We start from the raw sequence: 18,775 nt of genomic DNA on the forward strand, positions 1-18,775 counted from the left end.
TCCTTATTATAGGGTTCTGTCATCGGAGAGTGAAACAGAGCCTGCCAGATGTTCCCGCTTGCTGACATTAGCTATCAGCAGCGGCATCAGCAGTAATCCCGTCAGTGCCGCGGCACTGGTCAGCAGGGTAAACATGCCCTGCCAGCCGTAATGTGCCATGACCTGCGCGAGCGGCCACCCGGCCATTGCCGCCCCTAAGTAGGCGTAAAGACCAAGGTAACCCGTTACCGTACCGGCGGCTTTTTTATGGCAATATTCTGTCGCCGCCAGTCCGATTAACATTTGCGGCCCGAATACAAAAAAGCCGGTACTGAAGAAACACGCCGCCAGCAGTCCGTAGTGATGAATCGGTATTAACCACAGGGCGCTGACAGCAATAAACAGGCCGAGGGAAAACAGCAGAATCATCGGGGCGCGCTGACCACGGAATAAAATATCCGACCCCCAGCCCGCACAGACCGCACCCAGCAAACCGCCCAGTTCAAACAGTGACAATGTGGCATTGGCACTGAGCAGATTGCTGCCGTGTGTTTCGGATAACCACAGGTTTCCCCAGTCATTGATCGCCATCCGGATGAGATAAACGAGAATGTAGGAGAAACCGAGTAACCAGATCATCCGGTTACATAAAATTGTCTCTTTCAGGATCACCCGCATCGGCAGCGGCGGGGATAACTGCTCCTGACGCAGTTCTGACGGGTCATGCCGCCATTGTCCGACAGTCGGTAATCCTTCCTCCTGTGGCGTGCCGTGTAACCGGCTGCACAGCCACAGGCCGGTCACCATCCCGATAATGCCCGGCACTATCAGGGCGGTCTGCCAGCTGTAACGGGTTGCCAGCCAGGCGGTCAGCAGCGGCAGGGTAATGCCGCCGAGGCTGATGGAGATATTCCACAATCCCCACCAGAAGCCGCGTTCATTGCGCGAATACCAGTGTGTCAGGATGCGCGCGCACGGCGGCCAGCCCCAGCCCTGGAAAAACCCGTTCAGTGTCCAGACAATCAGCAGGGCAGGAAATGACAGGCACCAGGCAAAGACAATATTCAGCACGCCGGTCATAAACAGCCCGGCGCCCATAAACCAGCGGTAACCGGTGATATCGTGGAAAATCCCCGATACAAATTTTGAGATGCCGTAACTCAGGTAAAATGCGGTCGCTATCAGGCCGATATCGCTTTTATCGAGATGCAGTTCTGTCTGCATCACCGGCATCACAAAGTTAAAGCTCTTGCGGGTCAGATAAAACGTGGCGTAACCGATTATCATCGATAACATCAGTTTATTGCGCCAGAATCGATAGGTTTTATCCATGGTTTTGGTCTGTTTTCCGGCCATTACGTTATGTCCCGTTCAGGCTGCAAATGTAATCAATCTGTCAATAAAAAGGATGAGAGAAGGTAGTAGATGACTAGGAATAAGTCTTAGTTTTCGTGATTTTCATCAGAAAATGTGGGCAGGTTAACAATAATCCGGGTCCCGCCGGTGGTGGTCAGTGTCCAGTCGCCGCCGAGTGCCCTGACCCGTTCCTCAATACCGCGCAGACCAAAGCCGCCGCGGCGTTTGCTCTCCGGGATACCGATACCGTTATCAGAGACATGGAGCTGTATCGTGTCACGTTGCTGTCTCAGTATGATGAGGATGTGGGTGGCTCCGGCATGCTTACTGATATTATTTAACAATTCCTGTACAAGCCGGTAAAGCGTGAACAGCACAGTTTCATTTTCCGGCGGCTGTTTCAGTTCATAATGAAACTCGCACTGAATGCCGTTTTCCCCGAACGCAAATTCCGTAATCAGATGGCGCAGTGCATTTTCAAGAGACATTTCACTCAGCACCGGCGGACGCAGTTCCCGTAAAAGCTGGCGGGTGGACTGATGAATTTTCTGTGCCAGTTCATTGATTTGTGCTGCCGCACGGCTGCTTTGCGGATCCGGCGCGGTTTTTCTGACCAGCATCGACTGGATCTGAATCGCCGTGATGTTCTGGCCGATTTCATCATGCAGTTCGCGGGCAATCGCTTTTTTGACATCCTCTTCCGTATGCACCAGTTGCTGCATCAGGTCACGCCGCGCCTGTAATTCCTGCTCCAGCCGTTCGCGGTAGCGCTGCAGATTACGCGACAGCTGCTGCTGACGGCTGATGGCAATCCCGAGGCCGATACCAATCAACGCCTGGGTGCTCATAAACATCTGCAATTCCTGTAAATCGGCAAATGCGCCGTTAAACTGGCGGGCAAAGGTGATGATCAGACTGCCGAGCAGGGCAGAGAGCACGCCGCCCTGCCAGCCGTAGCGGTAGGCCATAAAGACATTGGGGATAAACACCAGCAGCACCAGCAGGCGCTCAATTTCCGGGGTAAAAAAGAGCTGGGCGCTGAGCCCGGCCAGACAGAACAGAAAACACCACATCAGCAGCGAAGTGCGCAGCTGCGGATCCGGCGTGCCGTAATCCAGGATCAGGCGGAAATGCTGTTCATGGAGATATTCATAGATCAGATAGACAAACGGTGTCAGCAGAATACCGCCGGTCAGCGTGGTGAGGAAAATCTGGGTCACACTCAGCGGCGTCAGCAGGCTGAACACCAGGGTATGCAGCAGGCTGTTGATACCGACACCGGCGATCAGCAGTAACAGGCGCTGCCAGTAAAGGGTGTAGCGCCACCAGGTGGTCTGGATAATAAAGGCGGTGATAAGACTCAGCAGCGGCGACAGCAGGATCACCGGCTGTGACAGCAATTGTTCCTGTGCCAGCCAGATATTCAGCAGCAGCTCCGCCAGCAGCAGGGTCGGCCAGAAGCGCCGCCACAGCAGGATCATCAGCGCCAGCCGCAACCCTTCCGGCAGGAAAAAGGCGGACAGCACACTGTTCTGACTGAGATAAAAACCGATGATCCACAAACCTATCCAGGTCAGGGAATAGGTAAACAGCAGAAATACCGACTGTAACAGCAGACGAGCGCCGCGCCTCATGGCTTATTGCCCCGCGATAAGGTGATGCGCCAGGGCAAAATGAACCAGATCGATCGTACTGTCACACTGCAGTTTGCCCAGCACATTGGCGCGGTGGACATGGACGGTTTTATGGCTGAGTTCGAGTTTATCCGCAATCGCCCGCACACTCATCCCGGCCACCAGCAGATCAAACACCTCACGTTCACGCGGGGTCAGCTCTTCCAGCGCCCGGTTTTCCGGCGGTGACTGGCGCAGTGCACGCATGGCATCCGCACACAGATAGCAGCCGCCCTGATGCACGGAACGCACAGCCTGAACCAGCTCTTCCGGGCCGCAGCGTTTGGTGAGATACGCACTGGCACCGGCGTCCAGCGCGCTCTGCACAAAGGCCGGGGTATCATAAATACTGAGAATGATGGTACGGAAGGAGGTTTTGCGCTCCCGCAGGCGGGCGAGCAGCTGTAATCCGTTTTCATCCGGCATGGAAATATCCATGATCACCACATCAATATCCGGACGGGTCAGTGCGGGCCAGGCTTCCGCGGCACTGGCATATTGTCCGGCGATGGTAATATCCGGCTCCAGTGTCAGGAGCTGGGCGAAACCGGATCGCACAACTACATGGTCATCGATGAGCGCTATTTTTATCATGTCCGGACAGCGTATTATCAGCAGAAAGGGATCAATTATTGACAGAGGTTATATCAATATAGCGGGTGATAATCGAGGATATTCATACAGAAATCCGCTCCCCGGCTGTTTTTTTACCGCTTAACCGATTCGGTTGCAGGTAAATTATTTCACATAGGCAAGCAACGGCAGTGAATCACGGGCCAGTGCGGTGCATTTGTAGTTTTCCGGCAGCTTTATATGTTTGATGTCGAAATAGTTCTCTTTATTCATTTCCGCCATCTGCCGGGTATCATAATTGCTCATATCCCAGCGGTTACTTTTGGCAAACAGTAAGATCGCTTTTTCGATGCGGGCATTCGGTAAATCCCCGTAGCCGCAATCATTTTTCAGATAAATAAAAACCGCAGTCAGTCCGGCGAGGTCTTCAGCCTGTGACGGCGTCAGCGCTTTCGCGGGCAGGGAAAGCAGCAGGGCACAGCTGAATAAAGCGTGAATGAATATTTTCATAGTAAGTAGTTTACCGGTGGCGCCTGTCAGTTTATGTGAAGATTTTAATAGTTTTGTCGCGAATGTCATCCGCTGACTAAAGTGGTGTAAAGCCCTTATTCCGGAGAAGGGAATACATTGACCTTGCCCTTAGGGCAGGGTTTAGCCTGCGCTATAACAGAACCCAATCATTTTGTCATAGCATATCACCACTGATGATAAAGGAAGCATATCATGCAACGACGCGATTTTTTGAAATATAGCGCATTCCTAGGTGCTGCCACGATGCTGCCGGCATGGAGCCGGTTTGCTTTTGCGGCACAGGAACGCCCGGCTCTCGGTATTCCGCCCCTGTTAACAGCGGATAATGCCCAAAAAATCACCCTGAATATTCAGCAGGGGAAAATGGCGTTTATTCCCGGCAAAACCACCCAAACCTGGGGATATAACGGTGATTTACTGGGCCCGGCACTGAAACTGCGGCGCGGTAAACCGGTGACGGTGGATATCGTCAATAAACTGCCGGAAGCGACCACGGTTCACTGGCACGGTCTGGAGATCAGCGGAGAGCAGGATGGCGGGCCGCAGGCCATTATCGCCCCGGGCGGCACCCGCACGGTCAGTTTCACGCCGGATCAGCCGGAAGCCACCTGCTGGTTCCACCCGCACACCCATGGCAAAACCGGTCATCAGGTCGCGATGGGACTGGCCGGGCTGGTGCTGATTGAGGATGACAATACCGCCTCAACCGGTCTGCCGGGGGAGTGGGGCATTGATGATATCCCGGTGGTACTGCAGGATAAGCGTCTGACTGCAGACGGCGAAATTGATTATCAGCTGGATGTGATGTCAGCGGCGGTCGGCTGGTTTGGTGACACTATGCTCACCAACGGTGCGGTTTACCCGCAGCATATGGCTCCGCGCGGCTGGTTGCGCCTGCGGCTGCTCAACGGCTGTAACGCCCGCAGTCTGCGGATGGCCGCCGGTGACGGACGTCCGCTGTATGTGGTCGGCAGTGACGGCGGTCTGCTGGCCGAACCGGTAAAAGTGCAGGAACTGCCGATGCTGCCGGGGGAACGGTTTGAAGTGCTGGTGGATACATCGGACGGAAAAGTCTTTGATATTGTCACCTTGCCGGTTCGTCAGATGGGGATGACCCTGGCACCGTTTGACGGCCCGCTGCCGGTGCTGTCCATCCGCCCGACTCTCGATGCCGCGCGTGGTAAGCTGCCGGATGTGCTGGCCGCCATGCCTGCCCTGATCGACACCTCCCGTCTGCCGGTGCGTGAGTTCCGTCTGATGATGGATATGCGCCTCGATATGCAGGGCATGATGATGCTGACCGACAAATACGGCCCGCAGGCGATGGCCGGGATGGGCATGCACGGCGGCATGGGTGGCCATATGAGCGGCGGGCATATGGGCGGAATGAATAATAATGGTATGGGACGCGGTATGCGCGGCGGCCACTGCGGCTCCGGTGAGGTTGATCTGATGAACGCCAACAGCATCAACGGCATCCCGTTCTCCATGACCGAAAGCGCTTTTGATGTGAAACAGGGACAGGCGGAGCGCTGGATTATCTCCGGTGTCGGCGACATGATGCTGCACCCGTTCCATATCCACGGCACCCGTTTCCGTATTCTCAGCGAGGGCGGACGTACACCTGCGGCCCACCGGCAGGGCTGGAAAGATATGGTGCGGATAGAAGGTAATGTCAGCGAAGTGCTGGTGAAATTCGATCATCCGGCCACCAATGCGCATCCGTTTATGGCGCACTGTCACCTGCTGGAACATGAAGATACCGGTATGATGACCGGCTTTACTGTCACTGCCTGAATATAAAATTAACCGGTGACAATCCGCGTCAGTCATGGCGCGGATACTGTTTATCTGTCCGTGGTATGCTAAACTAACGCGCTTTCTGACCGGTATTAAACCGGGTTTAATGCCGAACCACTGAAACAGCGTACCGTTGACGACAAAAAAATCATGAAGAAACACACCTTAGATACAATGATCTCCGAAGCTGAGATTCAGCAGCGCGTTGCCGATCTCGGCAGCGAAATTTCCGCACACTATCGTCACAGCAACAAAGAGCTGGTCTTAGTCGGGTTACTGAAAGGATCTTTTATTTTTATGGCCGACCTGTGCCGTAAAATTGATGTTCCGCATGAAGTCGATTTTATGACGGTATCCAGTTACGGCAGCGGCACCTCGTCCACCCGTGATGTGAAAATTGTCAAAGACCTGGACGAAGATATCCGCGGCAAAGACGTGCTGATCGTGGAAGATATCATTGATTCCGGCAATACACTGCACCGCGTGCGCGACATTCTGTCTCTGCGCGGCCCGAACTCTGTGGCTATCTGCACCCTGCTGGATAAACCGTCCCGCCGTGAAGTGGATGTGCCGGTTGACTGGGTCGGCTACGCAATCGAAGACAAATTTGTGGTCGGTTACGGCATCGACTACGCCCAGAGCTACCGCCACCTGCCGTATATCGGCCATGTGACACTGCTGGAAGAGTAATGTGTCCGGTTGTGAATATAAAAACGGCACCCGAAGGTGCCGTTTGCTTTTACGGTGATCAGGACGACGGCATATTTGAAAGTTTGGCCACGGCCTGGCGGTAAGCCAGTTCCATTTTTTCGCGGCTGTCAGAGCTGATATCCAGATCATGCAGCAGGCCGTTGTTAATCCCGTAGATCCAGCCGTGGATCATCACACGCTGGCCGCGTTTCCACGCTGCCTGCATAATGGTGGAGTGACCCAGGTTATACACCTGTTCCACCACATTCAGTTCACACAGACGGTTGATGCGGTCCTGTGGTGCGAGTTCGCCCAGCAGGGAGCTGTGCTGATACCAGATATCACGGATATGCAGTAACCAGTTGTTGATAAGCCCCAGTTCGGTGCCCTCAATCGCGGCCTGAATACCACCGCAGTTGTAGTGACCGCAGACGATAATATGTTCAACCTGGAGCACATCCACGGCATACTGGATGACGGACAGGCAGTTCAGGTCGGTATGGATGACAAGGTTTGCCACATTACGGTGAACAAACAGATCGCCCGGTGCTGCTTCGATCAGTTTTTCAGCGGGAACACGGCTGTCGGAGCAGCCGATCCAGAGAAAACGCGGCTTTTGAGCCTGTGCTAACTCTTTGAAAAATTCCGGATCTTTTTCGTTTACAGATTCGGACCACTGTTTGTTATTGGCAAACAGCTCTTCGATTTTTTTCATCATGACGGATAGCCTGTTGCAGATCCTTTAGCTAGAATCTTTTGTATAAAAAATTTAAATTTTAATAAATTGTTATTAAATAATTTCAGCAAAGAAGACAAATTGTCAAGAACCGATTCCGGTTCGCAGGTATTATTTCGGTTTATATTGCACCCAAATTTCTAAATTAAAAAGGTATTTTTCTGTTATGACCTATGCACTGGAAATATCACAATTAACCAAGCAGTATGCCGGAGGCGTGCAGGCTTTACGGGGAATTGACCTGAAAGTCAGTGCCGGCGATTTCTACGCCCTGCTGGGTCCGAACGGCGCGGGAAAATCCACCACCATCGGGATCATCAGTTCACTGGTGAACAAAACCGGCGGCAAAGTCTCCGTGTTCGGTTATGACATCGATACCGACCTGGTTTTAGCCAAACGTCAGCTCGGCCTGGTACCGCAGGAGTTTAACTTCAACCCGTTTGAGACCGTACTGCAGATTGTCTTACAGCAGGCGGGCTATTACGGGGTGCCGCACAAACTGGCGCAGGAGCGGGCGAAAACCTACTTAACGCAGCTGGATTTGTGGGAAAAACGTGATGAGCGCGCGATGCGTCTGTCCGGCGGGATGAAGCGCCGGCTGATGATTGCCCGCGCACTGATGCATCAGCCGAAACTGCTGATCCTCGACGAACCGACCGCCGGGGTGGATATCGAACTGCGCCGCTCCATGTGGGGGTTCCTCAAAACCCTGAATGCGCAGGGCACCACGATCATTCTCACCACGCACTATCTCGAGGAAGCGGAAATGCTGTGCCGCAATATCGGGATTATCCAGCACGGTGAACTGGTGGAAAACACCAGTATGAAAGCGCTGCTCGGTAAGCTGGAATCGGAAACCTTTATCCTCGATCTGGGCTCGAAAAACCCGCTGCCGCAGCTTGAGGGTTATACATTCCGGCTGACTGACACCTCAACGCTGGAGGTGGATGTCCGCCGTGAACAGGGGCTGAACGGTGTTTTTGCCCAGCTGAATGCGCAGGGCATTGATGTGTTAAGTATGCGCAACAAAGCGAACCGGCTGGAGGAATTATTTGTGCATCTGGTGAATCATGATTTGGAGGCTGCAAAATGATGTCGCTGTACTGGGTGGCGCTGAAAACAATCTGGCGCAAAGAAATCACCCGTTTTATGCGGATTTGGATCCAGACGCTGATCCCGCCGGTGATCACCATGTCACTCTATTTTATTATTTTCGGTAATCTTATCGGTAACCGGATCGGTGAAATGGGCGGTGTCGGTTACATGCAGTTTATCGTGCCCGGCCTGATTATGATGTCAGTGATTACGAACTCCTATGCCAACGTATCCTCTTCTTTTTTCGGGGCAAAATTCCAGAAAAGTATTGAGGAACTGCTGGTGGCTCCGGTGCCGACCCATGTCATTATCGCCGGGTTTGTCGGTGGTGGTGTGGCGCGCGGTGTACTGGTCGGGATCCTGGTCACATTAGTATCTCTGTTCTTTGTGCCGTTACAGATCCACTCCTGGTTTATGATCATTGCCACGCTGCTGATGACCTCGATTCTGTTCTCGCTGGCGGGGCTGCTTAACGCACTGTTTGCGAAAAGCTTTGATGATATCAGCATTATCCCGACGTTTGTCCTGACGCCGCTGACCTACCTGGGCGGGGTGTTTTACTCCCTGACGCTGTTACCGGCGTTCTGGCAGGCGGTGTCCAAACTGAACCCGATTGTCTATATGATCAGCGGCTTCCGTTATGGTTTCCTTGGTATCAGTGATGTCTCCCTGACCACCACTCTCGGGGTACTGAGCCTGTTTATTGCCGTATTTTATCTGCTCACATGGCGCCTGATTGAGAAAGGGCGCGGACTGAGAACCTGACCCTGCTTTCTGATAAAAAACCCGGCATATGGTTGCCGGGTTTTTTGTATCTGTCCTGATAATTTTCCTGCGCTATGTAATTATTTTTCCTCGGTTTATCCCCGATTAATACAGACCTTCTCCCGTTCCTGCGCCTGCCAAAGCTAAATCACAGAATTAGTATGCGTTTATCCTCCGGAATATAGATTAATTAAATTAATGTGTTTATCGTGTGCGGGCCGGTAAAAACCGGCTGTGTACTGATGTTTAAGGATAAATTTCATTCTGTTTCATTATTACATTCGGAGATATTTTTATGGGTATCGCTACATACGGCAGGGAAGACGGATGGTCGTTTATCGATGATGTGTTAAGCAGTCCGGGGCGGGGTAACGGACGCTGGATTAATAATAAAATTTCATATGATGCCTTTGAGGCCGGAGATTACATTGCCAGATCCAATACCGGCTGGAATGGTGTTGGTGTGACCGGGCAGCCCGCGGAAGTAACCTATTCATTCCCGACATGGGAGGGGATGTATTATAACGGCGCAGGAAACACCGGCCTGACGGGCTTTAATGATTATCAGAAAGATCAGGCCCGTTTATCACTGCAATCATGGGCTGATGTGGCAAATATTACCTTTAAGGAAGTGGACGCCGGCCGGGGGGAAATCTATACCAATATCACCTTCGGTTATATTAATGATAAATATACACAGGCTTACGCCTGGCTGCCGCACACCAAAAATTATTTTGGTGATCCGTACACCGACTCACGGGGCTTTGATGTTTCCGGCCAGTCCTGGTACAGCTCAGAACCCGGGGCACTGAATGTGACACCGGTGACCGGAAACTACGGCCGCCTGACATTTACTCATGAAATCGGTCATACCCTCGGGTTAAATCATCCGGGCAACTATAACGCCGGTCAGGGGCGTCCTTCCTATAAAGATGCGGATTATGCCGAAGATACCCGTCAGTACAGCGTGATGAGTTACTGGAGTGAGAAAATCACCGGTGCAGACCACAAAGGCTACTACGCTTCCGCGCCGCTGCTGGATGACATTACGGCGATTCAGAAACTGTACGGTGCAAATTATAACATCCGCACTGATGACACTGTTTATGGGTTTGGTTCCAATACCGGGCGCGATTATTACACCGCAAAGAGTATCACAGACAAGCTTATTTTCACCGTCTGGGACGGCGGTGGCAATGACACCCTGAATTTCTCCCGTTATAAGCAGGATCAGAAAATTTCCCTGCGCGAAGGGGATTTCTCGGATGTCGGCGGCCTGAGCGGAAATGTGTCAATTGCACACGGTGTGGTGATTGAAAATGCCTTCGGCGGGTGCGGAAATGATGTGATCATCGGCAATGATGCGGACAATATTCTGAAAGGCAATGCCGGGGATGATGTGCTGTACGGTGGTGCCGGGCAGGATCAGTTGTGGGGCGGTACCGGGAACGATATTTTCGTGTTCTCGGCGGTGACGGATTCCCTGTATGACCATCCGGATCATATCCGGGATTTTTCAACCGGCCTGGACAGTATTGATTTACAGGGACTGAATCAGAACAGCGCCGGGGAAAAATTCATTTATTTCACCGATGAATTTACCGGTGCGGCCGGTGCGGCCGAGCTCCGGTACAATGAAGGGCTGAACCTGACAGAGTTGCTGATTAATATCAGCGGAGATCCTTACAACTATGATTTCAGAGTGGATATCACCGGCCAGGTGAACGTTCACACTGACTTTATCGTTTAACACAGCAGGCGGGCGCGGCCGGTGCGGCGTCCGCAGTATTCAGGAATTCACTATGCAAATATCCCGGCCATTATTGTTTTCGTTGTTGCTATCTGGGCAGAGCGCGGCAATCAGCCAGAAAATTCCCGCTGCAGAAGCGCTTCAGGGGCCCTGGCAGTTTACGGAGGACGGGCAGACGCTGCCGGTCGGACTCACGGCGGTTCCCGACAGCACAACAGACGGGTTTCAGCTGCATTTCACGGCACAGCCGCAGATAACGGCCTGGCGTCCGGCGCCGGACGGCATTGCGTTTCTTACTGCAGACGGCACCACACGTTATTTCTTTTCCGCCGAAGCCCCCGGCCGTTACCGCGCGGAAATCTGGCATGAAAATGGCGCCTGTCTTCTGAAAGAGTAATTACCTCTCTTTTTTACCTGGTGAACAATATTATCAATCCCGGCAGACATGCCGGGCGGAGTCCCTGTATATGCTTTCCGGGAAAACCAGAAATGATATTACGGCATTTATTGCCGCCCGCAAGTCCCTGTTTACCTCACTGGCATTATTCAGCGGGCTGATTAATCTGCTGATGCTCGTGCCGTCTGTGTATATGTTGCAGGTGTACGACCGCGTTCTGCCCTCCGGCAATGAAATGACGCTGCTGATGCTGACGCTGATAATGGCCGGATTACTGGCACTGACCGGCGGTCTCGATTATCTGCGCAATATGCTGGTGATCCGCATGAGTAACCAGTTCGATCTGGCGCTGAATACCCGTGTTTATGACGCGGCGTTTCAGGCAAAACTGCACCGTACGCCGGGGCATCTGCCGTTACAGGCACAGACCGATCTGATGATCCTGCGCCGTTTTATCACCGGCAACGGTATTTTTGCTTTTCTCGATCTGCCCTGGTTCCCGCTTTATCTGCTGGTGATCGCCCTGTTTAATCCGTGGCTGGGATTGTTTGCCTGTGGCGGTGCCGTCGTGCTGATCGCGCTTGCGCTGCTCAATGAACGGCTTTCCGGGCCGCCGCTGACCGCTGCAAACCGCTCTTCCGCCGCCGCACAGGGCATGCAGGGCAGCCATTTTGCCCATACTGAACCCGCAGAGGCGATGGGAATGCAGCAGTATTTGCGTCAGCGCTGGCTGAACCGGCACTGCGACAGCCTGAAGAAACAGACACAGGCCAGTGATTATTCAGCAAAAATCATGACAATCACCAAAACCATCCGCCTGATCCTGCAATCCCTGATGCTGGGGCTGGGCGGCTGGCTGGCGCTGGATAATACCATCTCGCCGGGCATGATGATTGCCGGGTCGATTCTGCTGGGACGCGCGCTGTCACCGGTCGAACAGGTCACAGGCGTATGGAAAAGTGCCAAAGAGAGCAGGCTGGCGTATCAGCGGATTACTGCGTTGCTGGCGGCTCACCCGCAACCACCGCAGAAGCTGGCACTGCCGGTTCCGCAGGGTAATTTGTCCGTCTCCGTGATGCAGGCGGGTTATCCCGGCGCTGACACACCGCAGCTGCACAATTTGCATTTCAGCCTTGTACCGGGGGAGGTGCTGGGGATCATCGGTCCGTCAGGTGCCGGAAAATCGGCACTGGCAAAACTGCTCGCCGGGTTATGGCCTGCAACACGCGGGGCTGTCCGGCTGGACGGGGCAGATCTCTGTCAGCAGGACAAAGCGGTGTCCGGCAAATATATCGGTTATCTTCCCCAGGAAATCGCGCTTTTTCCCGGCACAATCGCCGATAATATCGTCCGTTTCGATCCTGATGCTGATCCGGAAAATATCATCCGTGCGGCGCAACTGGCACAGGTACATGAATTGATCCTGCAACTGCCGCAGGGCTATGAAACCCTGACCGGGGCAGACGGTACCGGCCTTTCCGGCGGTCAGCGGCAGCGGATCGCCCTGGCGCGGGCACTGTACGGCTCACCGGCACTGATCATTCTGGATGAACCCAATGCCGCGCTGGATGATGCCGGGCTCAGTGCGCTGTTAGCTGCCATGGATACGCTGAAAAAACAGGGAAAAACCATTGTGCTTATTACTCACCATAAACCGCTGCTGTCCGTGACGGACAAGCTGTTGCTGCTTGCAGGCGGACGGATGCAGCTTTTTGGTCCGGCGGAGAAGGTCATTGAAACACTTAATAATCAGGCGGGTAAAAATAATGATCACTAAATGGTTGTCCGCGGCGCCGGGGGTAAAAACCGATACCGGCGGGTATCAGCGCGCGGGGAAATATGGGGTTGTCCTGGGCCTTGCCGGTTTTTTGTTGTGGGCGGGATTTGCACCGCTTGATCAGGGCGTTGCCGCATCAGGAACGGTTGTGATTGCCGGTAATATCAAGCAGGTGCAGTCTCCGGCGGATGGCGTGATTTCTGAGATTTATGTGCAAAACGGCCAGCGGGCGGAAAAAGATCAGGTGCTGGTACGGCTGCGTCCGGTGCAGTCTCAGGCTCAGGCAGTATCGCTGGCAGAGCAGCTCGACAGCACACTGCTGATACAGCGGCGGCTGGAGGCAGAGCTGCGTGGTGAAGCGGCATTTACCCCGGCGGCGGATGATGTCTTTTATGCGCCGCCCGCGTATGGCCGGGCACAGTTACAGGCGCAGAATGCACTGCTTACAGACCGGCGGCTTGAACTGGAGAGTGAGATTCAGGCCCGCCGGGTCACGGTCGACGGCCTGACGCAGCGGCTTATCACTCTGCGGGAGATTGCCCGCAGCACTGCGCAACAGGCGGACAGCCTGACGGCACAGGCGGCAAATCTTAAATCGCTGGCGGATGAGGGGTATCTGCCGCGCCATCGCTATCAGGAAATTCGCCGGGAAAGTGCGGCACTGCGCAATCAGGCGGATGACACCCGGTTACAGATAAGCCGTGCAGAGGAAGAAAAAGCCGCGCAGACAGAGCAGATCACACAGCGGCGGGCAGCTTTTCACAGCGGGATCCGCGAGGAGTTATCGCGCCTGTCAGTTCAGCGCAGTGAGCTGAAAAAACAACAGATTATCGAAAACGATCGGCTGGAACAGCATGTTATCACCGCGCCGGTGACCGGCACTGTTATGGATGTGTCCGTGTTTACCGCAGGCGGTGTGGTGCAAGCCGGGGAAAAACTGATGTCAGTGGTGCCGGCGCAGCAGACGCTGATTATTGAAGGCAAATTATCACCACAGTGGATAGATAAAGTCGCTCCCGGTCAGAGTGCTGATCTGCTGTTTACTGCATTCAATCAGAACCTGACCCCAAAACTGCGCGGCGAACTGACAATGATCTCCGCCGATCGTCTGATAAATCCGGCAAACGGGGAACCTTACTATCAGATCCAGATCGCGGTGCCGGAAATGGCGGCGGCTCAGGTGATCAAACCCGGTATGCCTGCTGAGATTTTTATCCGCACCGGTGAACGGTCACTGCTCAGTTATCTGTTTAAGCCTGTGACTGACCGGTTCTTTTTCGCGCTGACCGAGGAGTGATCCGTATGCATTCTGCAAAACACCTTTTTGCGGCACTGTTGTGTCTGTTGTCCGCCGGTGTGCAGGCGGTGACCTTGTCTGAACTCGGTCAGTCCGCACTGAACAATGATCTGTCATTCCGTGCTGCGGGTAAGGCTTATGAGGCGGAACAGGCAGAGGCTGCCGCCGGGAAATCGCACCTGCTGCCGTCCGCCGGGCTGAGTTATCAGAACACGCCGTATAACCGGCTGACACAGCGGGCACCGGTGACCTCTCAGCGACATTACAGCAGCCATTCCCTTAATCTGGTGGTGACGCAGCCGCTGTTTGATTACACAGCATACCATCAGTACCGGGCAGCACAGATACGCGGTACTGCCGCAGAGAGCCGCTTGCAGATACAACAGGCAGAGCTTATCAACCGGCTGGTTTCTGCGTATCTGAACCTGGCTTGTGTTCTGGAAATACAGAAAACAGACCGGCTCCGGCTGGCGCTGAATACCGCTCAGCTGGCGGCTGCACAGCGCCTTTTGCAGCTCGGGGAAGGAACCGTGACGGAGGTTGAATCCGCCCGTGCCCGTCTGCGGCAGCGTCAGGCGCAGATCGCGGAAACAGAAGCGGAAAGTCTGAATGCGTTGCTGATATTGTCTGATCTTACCGGCCTGGCGCAGTTGCGGATGCAGGATCTTCCGGCACTGAAAGCGGGGGATTTCCGGCTGCCGTACCTGAATGACGGCGACTATGCGGATCAGGAACAGCAGATGCTGGCGGTGCATCCGGAAATCAAAGCGGCACAGCAGGAAACCGCGCTGGCAAAAGCGGCGGCAGAGGTACAGCGCGGGGCATTTATGCCATCAGCACAGCTCTTTACCGCCTGGTCGGATACCCAATCGGACAGCAATGATACTGTCGGTCAGCGCTACCGTAATCTCAGTGCCGGGATTCACATTTCCGTTCCGCTGTTCAGCGGCGGAAAAGATCTGGCGGGGATGCGTAAGGTATCTGCTCAGATTCAGCAGGCGCAGTATGAACAGGATGCACTGATACAGACACTCCGGCGTGACCTGGCACGTCAGTATCAGGTGTTCCGCCACAGCGGCATACAGCTGGCGGCGCTGGAGCAGGCCGCAGCGGCTGCGCGGTTACAGGTAACGGCGGCGGAAAAAGGGTATGCGGCGGGGCAGAACAGTCAGCCGGAGGTGGCACATGCCCGGGATCAGTATTATCAGGCGGAGCAGGAGCTGATAAAAGCCCGCTATGACGGGCTTCTGGCCTGGTTCCGGCTGCGTCATTACAGCAGCGCGCCGGAAACCGGGCTTTTCAGGCAGATTGAGGACTATTTTACAGTGACGGAGAGGCCGTCTCACTGACCGCCGGGTTCGGCATGTTGACATGCAGGCAGTCGATCAGGCGGATATTTCCCAGCCAGGCGGAGGCCAGAATCACGGCTTTTTCGCTGTTGACGCGCACCGCTTCTAGGTCATCAGCATCACAGATTTCCAGGCTGATATCGCGGAATCCGGCACGGCTTAAATCGTCACGGGCATTATCCAGGCTTTCGGCAATAGCACTCGGGCGTTCACGGATCATATCCGCGAGGGTCTGCATAACCTGATACAGACGTGGTGCCGCCTCTTTTTCCTCTTTATTCAGCAGGGTATTGCAGGAGCTGAGTGCCAGCCCGGTTTTTTCCCGGACGGTCGGAATGGTGGCCAGTGCGATATCATAATTCAGGTCACGGATCAGACGGCGGATAGTCAGGAAACGCGGATGGTCATTGGTGCCGAAGAAAACGATATCCGGCTGCACCAGATTGAACAGCTTGCACATCACGGTGGCGATACCGCGCAGACGGGTGCGCTGATGCGGCTCATCACACTGACTGAGCAGCGGCGGTACCATCACCTGAGTCTGGTGAGCCAAACCGTGCGGATAGACATCACTGACCGCCGGGGCATACACCAGATCCACCTGCGCTTTGCTCAGTTTTTCGCAGTCTGCCTGGAGAGTGCGCGGGTAGCGCTGCAAATCATCTTCGCGGGGGAACTGGAGCGGATTCACAAAGACAGACACCACGACAACATCCGCCTGGTTACGGGCTTCTTTTATCAGTGCCAGGTGGCCGTCATGCAGGTTTCCCATTGTCGGGATAAACGCAACACGTTTGCCGTCAGTCCGCAGACGGGCAATCTCTTTGCGCAGGATCAGCGCAGTTTCAATAATCCGCATCAGTGTCTCCTTGTCTGTCTGTTGAGCAGAAAGTTCAGCGTACCGGCTCTGATGATGACCAGAGGCCAAGCCCGTTTTCCGGGGTGCGGGCAACAACCGCCGCAAGTGGTTCGCCGTCCGGCAGAATCAGCCCGGGGGCGATTTCGGCCAGCGGGTACAGCATAAATTCACGCACTTTCAGGCCGTAATGCGGCACGGTCAGCCGCGCATCACTGATGACCATATCACCAAACAGCATGATATCTAAGTCTAACGTGCGGGGACCCCAGCGCTCATCCTTGCGGATACGGCCGTGCGCCAGTTCGATAGCCTGGGTGGCATCGAGCAGCTGGTGCGGTGTCAGGTCAGTTTCCAGCAGAACAGCCGCATTAAGATAATCAGGCTGTCCGGCAGGTCCCATCGGCGCGGTGCGGTAAAAAGCGGAGTGGCGCACCAGGCGGCTTTGCGGGACAGCTCCCAGCGCGGCAATCGCCCGGTTGACCTGGTCAAGCGGATCGGCAAGATTACTGCCGATCGCAATATAGACCGGAATCATGATTCACTGTTTCCGTTACCCTGACGGGCACGCGGATGACGGCGGCGCGGGCGCGGACGGCGTTTGACCGGATCACTGCCCAGTTCAGTCACCATTGAGCGCTGCTGCGGGGCATTCGCCTGCTGGAAATCCGCCCACCAGTGAGCCAATTCCTGTAACTCATGACGGCCTTCCACATTCGCACGCAGTTCGAGCAGATCAAAGGCGGCGCGGAATTTCTGATTTTCCATCAGACGGATCGCGCGTTTACCCTGACGGCGCGGCAGACGTAACTGTAACTGCCAGATATCACGCATGGTGGTGGTCAGGCGTTTCGGAATAGCAATCGCGCGGCACTGTTCATCCAGGATGTCATTAATGGCAATCGCGAAGGCTTCGTAATAGGCGAGCCCGCTCTCCTGGGTCAGTTTTTCCGCATGTTCGCACAGCGGATACCACAGCATCACGGCAAACAGGAAGGCCGGATTGACGCGCTGATCGTTATGAATACGGTAGTCGGTATTTTTCAGTACCTGATCCACGATACGGGACAGCGGGGTGTCCGGGTTCTCTTTCAGCGGCCCGGCAACCAGCGGGAACAGCATATCCAGCAGATCGTATTCACGTAATAATTCAAACGTACGGTGTCCGTCACCGGCCTGTAATAACTTGAGAACTTCCTCGAACAGACGCGCAGGCGGGATATCACGCAGCAGTGTGCTCAGCGTGCGGATAGGCGCGGCGGTCTCCGGTTCGATGGTCATATCCAGTTTTGCGGCAAACCGGATGGCGCGCAGCATACGCACCGGGTCTTCGCGGTAACGGGTTTCCGGATCGCCGATCAGACGGATAATGCGCTGCTGTAAATCCGCCAGCCCGCCGACGTAATCACGGACGGTAAAATCAGCCACGCTGTAATAGAGGCTGTTAATGGTGAAATCGCGACGGACGGCATCTTCTTCAATGGTACCGAAAATATTATCGCGCAGCAGCATGCCGTTTTTGCCCTGCTGAGAGCGGGCTTTGCCGTCATCAGCCGGTTCGTTATTGTCATGTGGGCCACGGAAGGTCGCGACTTCGATAATATCTGGGCCGAACATAATGTGAGCCAGACGGAAACGGCGGCCGACCAGACGGCAGTTGCGGAACAGTTTTCTCACTTCGTCCGGCGTGGCATTGGTCGCGATATCGAAATCTTTGGGTTTGCGCTCCAGCAGCAGATCACGGACACCGCCGCCGACCAGATAGGCGTCAAAACCTGATTTATTCAGGCGGTACAGAACCTTCAGCGCATTCTCGCTGATGTCCTGACGGGAAATAGAGTGACTGTTGCGGGGAATTACCGTTGCGCTGACTGTCCCGCTGTTATCCATATTTTTTGCCGGTTTTTTGCGTTTAGCGGCAGGACGCGCGGGGGAAGCCTCACGGGGTGACGGATTCTGCGGCGTATGGTCAGCATTCGGGGCCGGCCTTTCACTGGCAGCCTCTGTGCAATCTGCCTTATTCTCGCGGGAAATCAGACTGCGACAGAACTTTGCGACTCGGTTTAAAATGGTACACCTCTGTATAACAATTAAATGATCTAAAAAATAAGCGACTAATAATATCGTACACTTGGTTTTTTGAGAATGCCT

17 protein-coding genes are annotated in these 18,775 nt (G+C 54.4%); 9 read left to right on the top strand and 8 right to left on the bottom strand.

Annotated elements, in window-relative coordinates; genetic code table 11:
- Positions 1-6 precede the first annotated feature (6 nt).
- From uhpC to X965_RS10135, 4 genes are all read right to left on the bottom strand, one after another.
- Positions 7-1,335 carry an MFS transporter family glucose-6-phosphate receptor UhpC gene (gene uhpC / locus X965_RS10120; protein WP_004236011.1) on the bottom strand — a complete coding sequence of 443 codons (1,329 nt, stop codon included), beginning with the start codon at positions 1,333-1,335 and terminating at the stop codon, positions 7-9.
- Positions 1,336-1,421: 86 nt separating this feature from the next.
- Positions 1,422-2,969, bottom strand: a complete 1,548-nt coding sequence (locus X965_RS10125; protein WP_004238936.1) for an MASE1 domain-containing protein — start codon at positions 2,967-2,969, stop codon at positions 1,422-1,424.
- Positions 2,970-2,972: 3 nt separating this feature from the next.
- Positions 2,973-3,602 carry a response regulator transcription factor gene (locus X965_RS10130; protein WP_004236009.1) on the bottom strand — a complete coding sequence of 210 codons (630 nt, stop codon included), beginning with the start codon at positions 3,600-3,602 and terminating at the stop codon, positions 2,973-2,975.
- 144 nt (positions 3,603-3,746) lie between these two features.
- Complete coding sequence (locus X965_RS10135) at positions 3,747-4,091, bottom strand: YacC family pilotin-like protein (RefSeq protein WP_004236008.1); 345 nt, start codon at positions 4,089-4,091, stop codon at positions 3,747-3,749.
- A gap of 213 nt (positions 4,092-4,304) precedes the next feature.
- On the opposite strand from X965_RS10135, the gene cueO reads away from it, so the two are divergent.
- A complete protein-coding gene (cueO, locus tag X965_RS10140; RefSeq protein WP_015422487.1) occupies positions 4,305-5,909 on the top strand; it encodes a multicopper oxidase CueO in 1,605 nt (534 codons plus the stop codon).
- A 153-nt stretch (positions 5,910-6,062) separates the two neighbouring features.
- Entirely contained in the window at positions 6,063-6,602 is a 540-nt protein-coding gene (gene hpt / locus X965_RS10145) for a hypoxanthine phosphoribosyltransferase (RefSeq protein WP_015422488.1), read from the top strand.
- A gap of 58 nt (positions 6,603-6,660) precedes the next feature.
- Here hpt and can read toward each other — a convergent pair whose 3' ends face one another.
- Entirely contained in the window at positions 6,661-7,320 is a 660-nt protein-coding gene (gene can, locus X965_RS10150; RefSeq protein ID WP_004236004.1) for a carbonate dehydratase, read from the bottom strand.
- 184 nt (positions 7,321-7,504) lie between these two features.
- Here can and X965_RS10155 point away from each other — a divergent pair, with 184 nt between their 5' ends.
- The 7 genes from X965_RS10155 to X965_RS10185 all read left to right on the top strand — a co-directional run bounded on the left by X965_RS10155 (position 7,505) and on the right by X965_RS10185 (position 15,768).
- Positions 7,505-8,431 (top strand): ABC transporter ATP-binding protein, encoded by a 927-nt coding sequence (locus X965_RS10155; RefSeq protein ID WP_004238932.1) that lies wholly within the window; start codon positions 7,505-7,507, stop codon positions 8,429-8,431.
- Complete coding sequence (locus X965_RS10160) at positions 8,428-9,198, top strand: ABC transporter permease (RefSeq protein WP_004236001.1); 771 nt, start codon at positions 8,428-8,430, stop codon at positions 9,196-9,198. Before X965_RS10155 ends, X965_RS10160 begins: the two co-directional genes overlap by 4 nt.
- 295 nt (positions 9,199-9,493) lie before the next feature.
- Positions 9,494-10,948 (top strand): serralysin family metalloprotease, encoded by a 1,455-nt coding sequence (locus tag X965_RS10165; RefSeq protein WP_032097810.1) that lies wholly within the window; start codon positions 9,494-9,496, stop codon positions 10,946-10,948.
- A gap of 52 nt (positions 10,949-11,000) precedes the next feature.
- Positions 11,001-11,345: an AprI/Inh family metalloprotease inhibitor gene (locus X965_RS10170; protein ID WP_036408608.1), complete on the top strand. Its 345-nt coding sequence runs from the start codon at positions 11,001-11,003 to the stop codon at positions 11,343-11,345.
- A gap of 70 nt (positions 11,346-11,415) precedes the next feature.
- Complete coding sequence (locus X965_RS10175) at positions 11,416-13,122, top strand: type I secretion system permease/ATPase (protein ID WP_036417967.1); 1,707 nt, start codon at positions 11,416-11,418, stop codon at positions 13,120-13,122.
- Complete coding sequence (locus X965_RS10180) at positions 13,112-14,419, top strand: HlyD family type I secretion periplasmic adaptor subunit (protein ID WP_015422490.1); 1,308 nt, start codon at positions 13,112-13,114, stop codon at positions 14,417-14,419. Before X965_RS10175 ends, X965_RS10180 begins: the two co-directional genes overlap by 11 nt.
- A 5-nt stretch (positions 14,420-14,424) precedes the next feature.
- Positions 14,425-15,768 (top strand): TolC family protein, encoded by a 1,344-nt coding sequence (locus tag X965_RS10185; protein ID WP_036417969.1) that lies wholly within the window; start codon positions 14,425-14,427, stop codon positions 15,766-15,768.
- Here X965_RS10185 and panC read toward each other — a convergent pair.
- From panC to pcnB, 3 genes are read right to left on the bottom strand one after another with little or no spacing between them, the layout of a single operon-like run.
- Entirely contained in the window at positions 15,740-16,627 is an 888-nt protein-coding gene (gene panC, locus X965_RS10190; RefSeq protein ID WP_036413930.1) for a pantoate--beta-alanine ligase, read from the bottom strand. The genes X965_RS10185 and panC overlap by 29 nt on opposite strands.
- Before the next feature lie 34 nt (positions 16,628-16,661).
- Positions 16,662-17,162 carry a 2-amino-4-hydroxy-6-hydroxymethyldihydropteridine diphosphokinase gene (gene folK, locus X965_RS10195; RefSeq protein WP_036417971.1) on the bottom strand — a complete coding sequence of 167 codons (501 nt, stop codon included), beginning with the start codon at positions 17,160-17,162 and terminating at the stop codon, positions 16,662-16,664.
- Positions 17,159-18,694 (bottom strand): polynucleotide adenylyltransferase PcnB, encoded by a 1,536-nt coding sequence (gene pcnB, locus X965_RS10200; RefSeq protein ID WP_370686020.1) that lies wholly within the window; start codon positions 18,692-18,694, stop codon positions 17,159-17,161. Before pcnB ends, folK begins: the two co-directional genes overlap by 4 nt.
- Between the last annotated feature and the right edge of the window lie 81 nt (positions 18,695-18,775).

The sequence above is a fragment of the Morganella sp. EGD-HP17 genome, from assembly GCF_000512315.2.
GTDB lineage: Bacteria > Pseudomonadota > Gammaproteobacteria > Enterobacterales > Enterobacteriaceae > Morganella > Morganella morganii.

Coding starts and splice junctions, on each gene's coding strand:
- cueO (WP_015422487.1), top strand. CDS start 4,305: ATGCAACGACGCGATTTTTTGAAATATAGCGCATTCCTAGGTGCTGCC.
- X965_RS10165 (WP_032097810.1), top strand. CDS start 9,494: ATGGGTATCGCTACATACGGCAGGGAAGACGGATGGTCGTTTATCGAT.
- uhpC (WP_004236011.1), bottom strand. CDS start 1,335: ATGGCCGGAAAACAGACCAAAACCATGGATAAAACCTATCGATTCTGG.
- X965_RS10175 (WP_036417967.1), top strand. CDS start 11,416: ATGCTTTCCGGGAAAACCAGAAATGATATTACGGCATTTATTGCCGCC.
- X965_RS10160 (WP_004236001.1), top strand. CDS start 8,428: ATGATGTCGCTGTACTGGGTGGCGCTGAAAACAATCTGGCGCAAAGAA.
- can (WP_004236004.1), bottom strand. CDS start 7,320: ATGATGAAAAAAATCGAAGAGCTGTTTGCCAATAACAAACAGTGGTCC.
- hpt (WP_015422488.1), top strand. CDS start 6,063: ATGAAGAAACACACCTTAGATACAATGATCTCCGAAGCTGAGATTCAG.
- X965_RS10125 (WP_004238936.1), bottom strand. CDS start 2,969: ATGAGGCGCGGCGCTCGTCTGCTGTTACAGTCGGTATTTCTGCTGTTT.
- X965_RS10135 (WP_004236008.1), bottom strand. CDS start 4,091: ATGAAAATATTCATTCACGCTTTATTCAGCTGTGCCCTGCTGCTTTCC.
- X965_RS10130 (WP_004236009.1), bottom strand. CDS start 3,602: ATGATAAAAATAGCGCTCATCGATGACCATGTAGTTGTGCGATCCGGT.
- X965_RS10170 (WP_036408608.1), top strand. CDS start 11,001: ATGCAAATATCCCGGCCATTATTGTTTTCGTTGTTGCTATCTGGGCAG.
- panC (WP_036413930.1), bottom strand. CDS start 16,627: ATGCGGATTATTGAAACTGCGCTGATCCTGCGCAAAGAGATTGCCCGT.
- folK (WP_036417971.1), bottom strand. CDS start 17,162: ATGATTCCGGTCTATATTGCGATCGGCAGTAATCTTGCCGATCCGCTT.
- X965_RS10185 (WP_036417969.1), top strand. CDS start 14,425: ATGCATTCTGCAAAACACCTTTTTGCGGCACTGTTGTGTCTGTTGTCC.
- X965_RS10180 (WP_015422490.1), top strand. CDS start 13,112: ATGATCACTAAATGGTTGTCCGCGGCGCCGGGGGTAAAAACCGATACC.
- X965_RS10155 (WP_004238932.1), top strand. CDS start 7,505: ATGACCTATGCACTGGAAATATCACAATTAACCAAGCAGTATGCCGGA.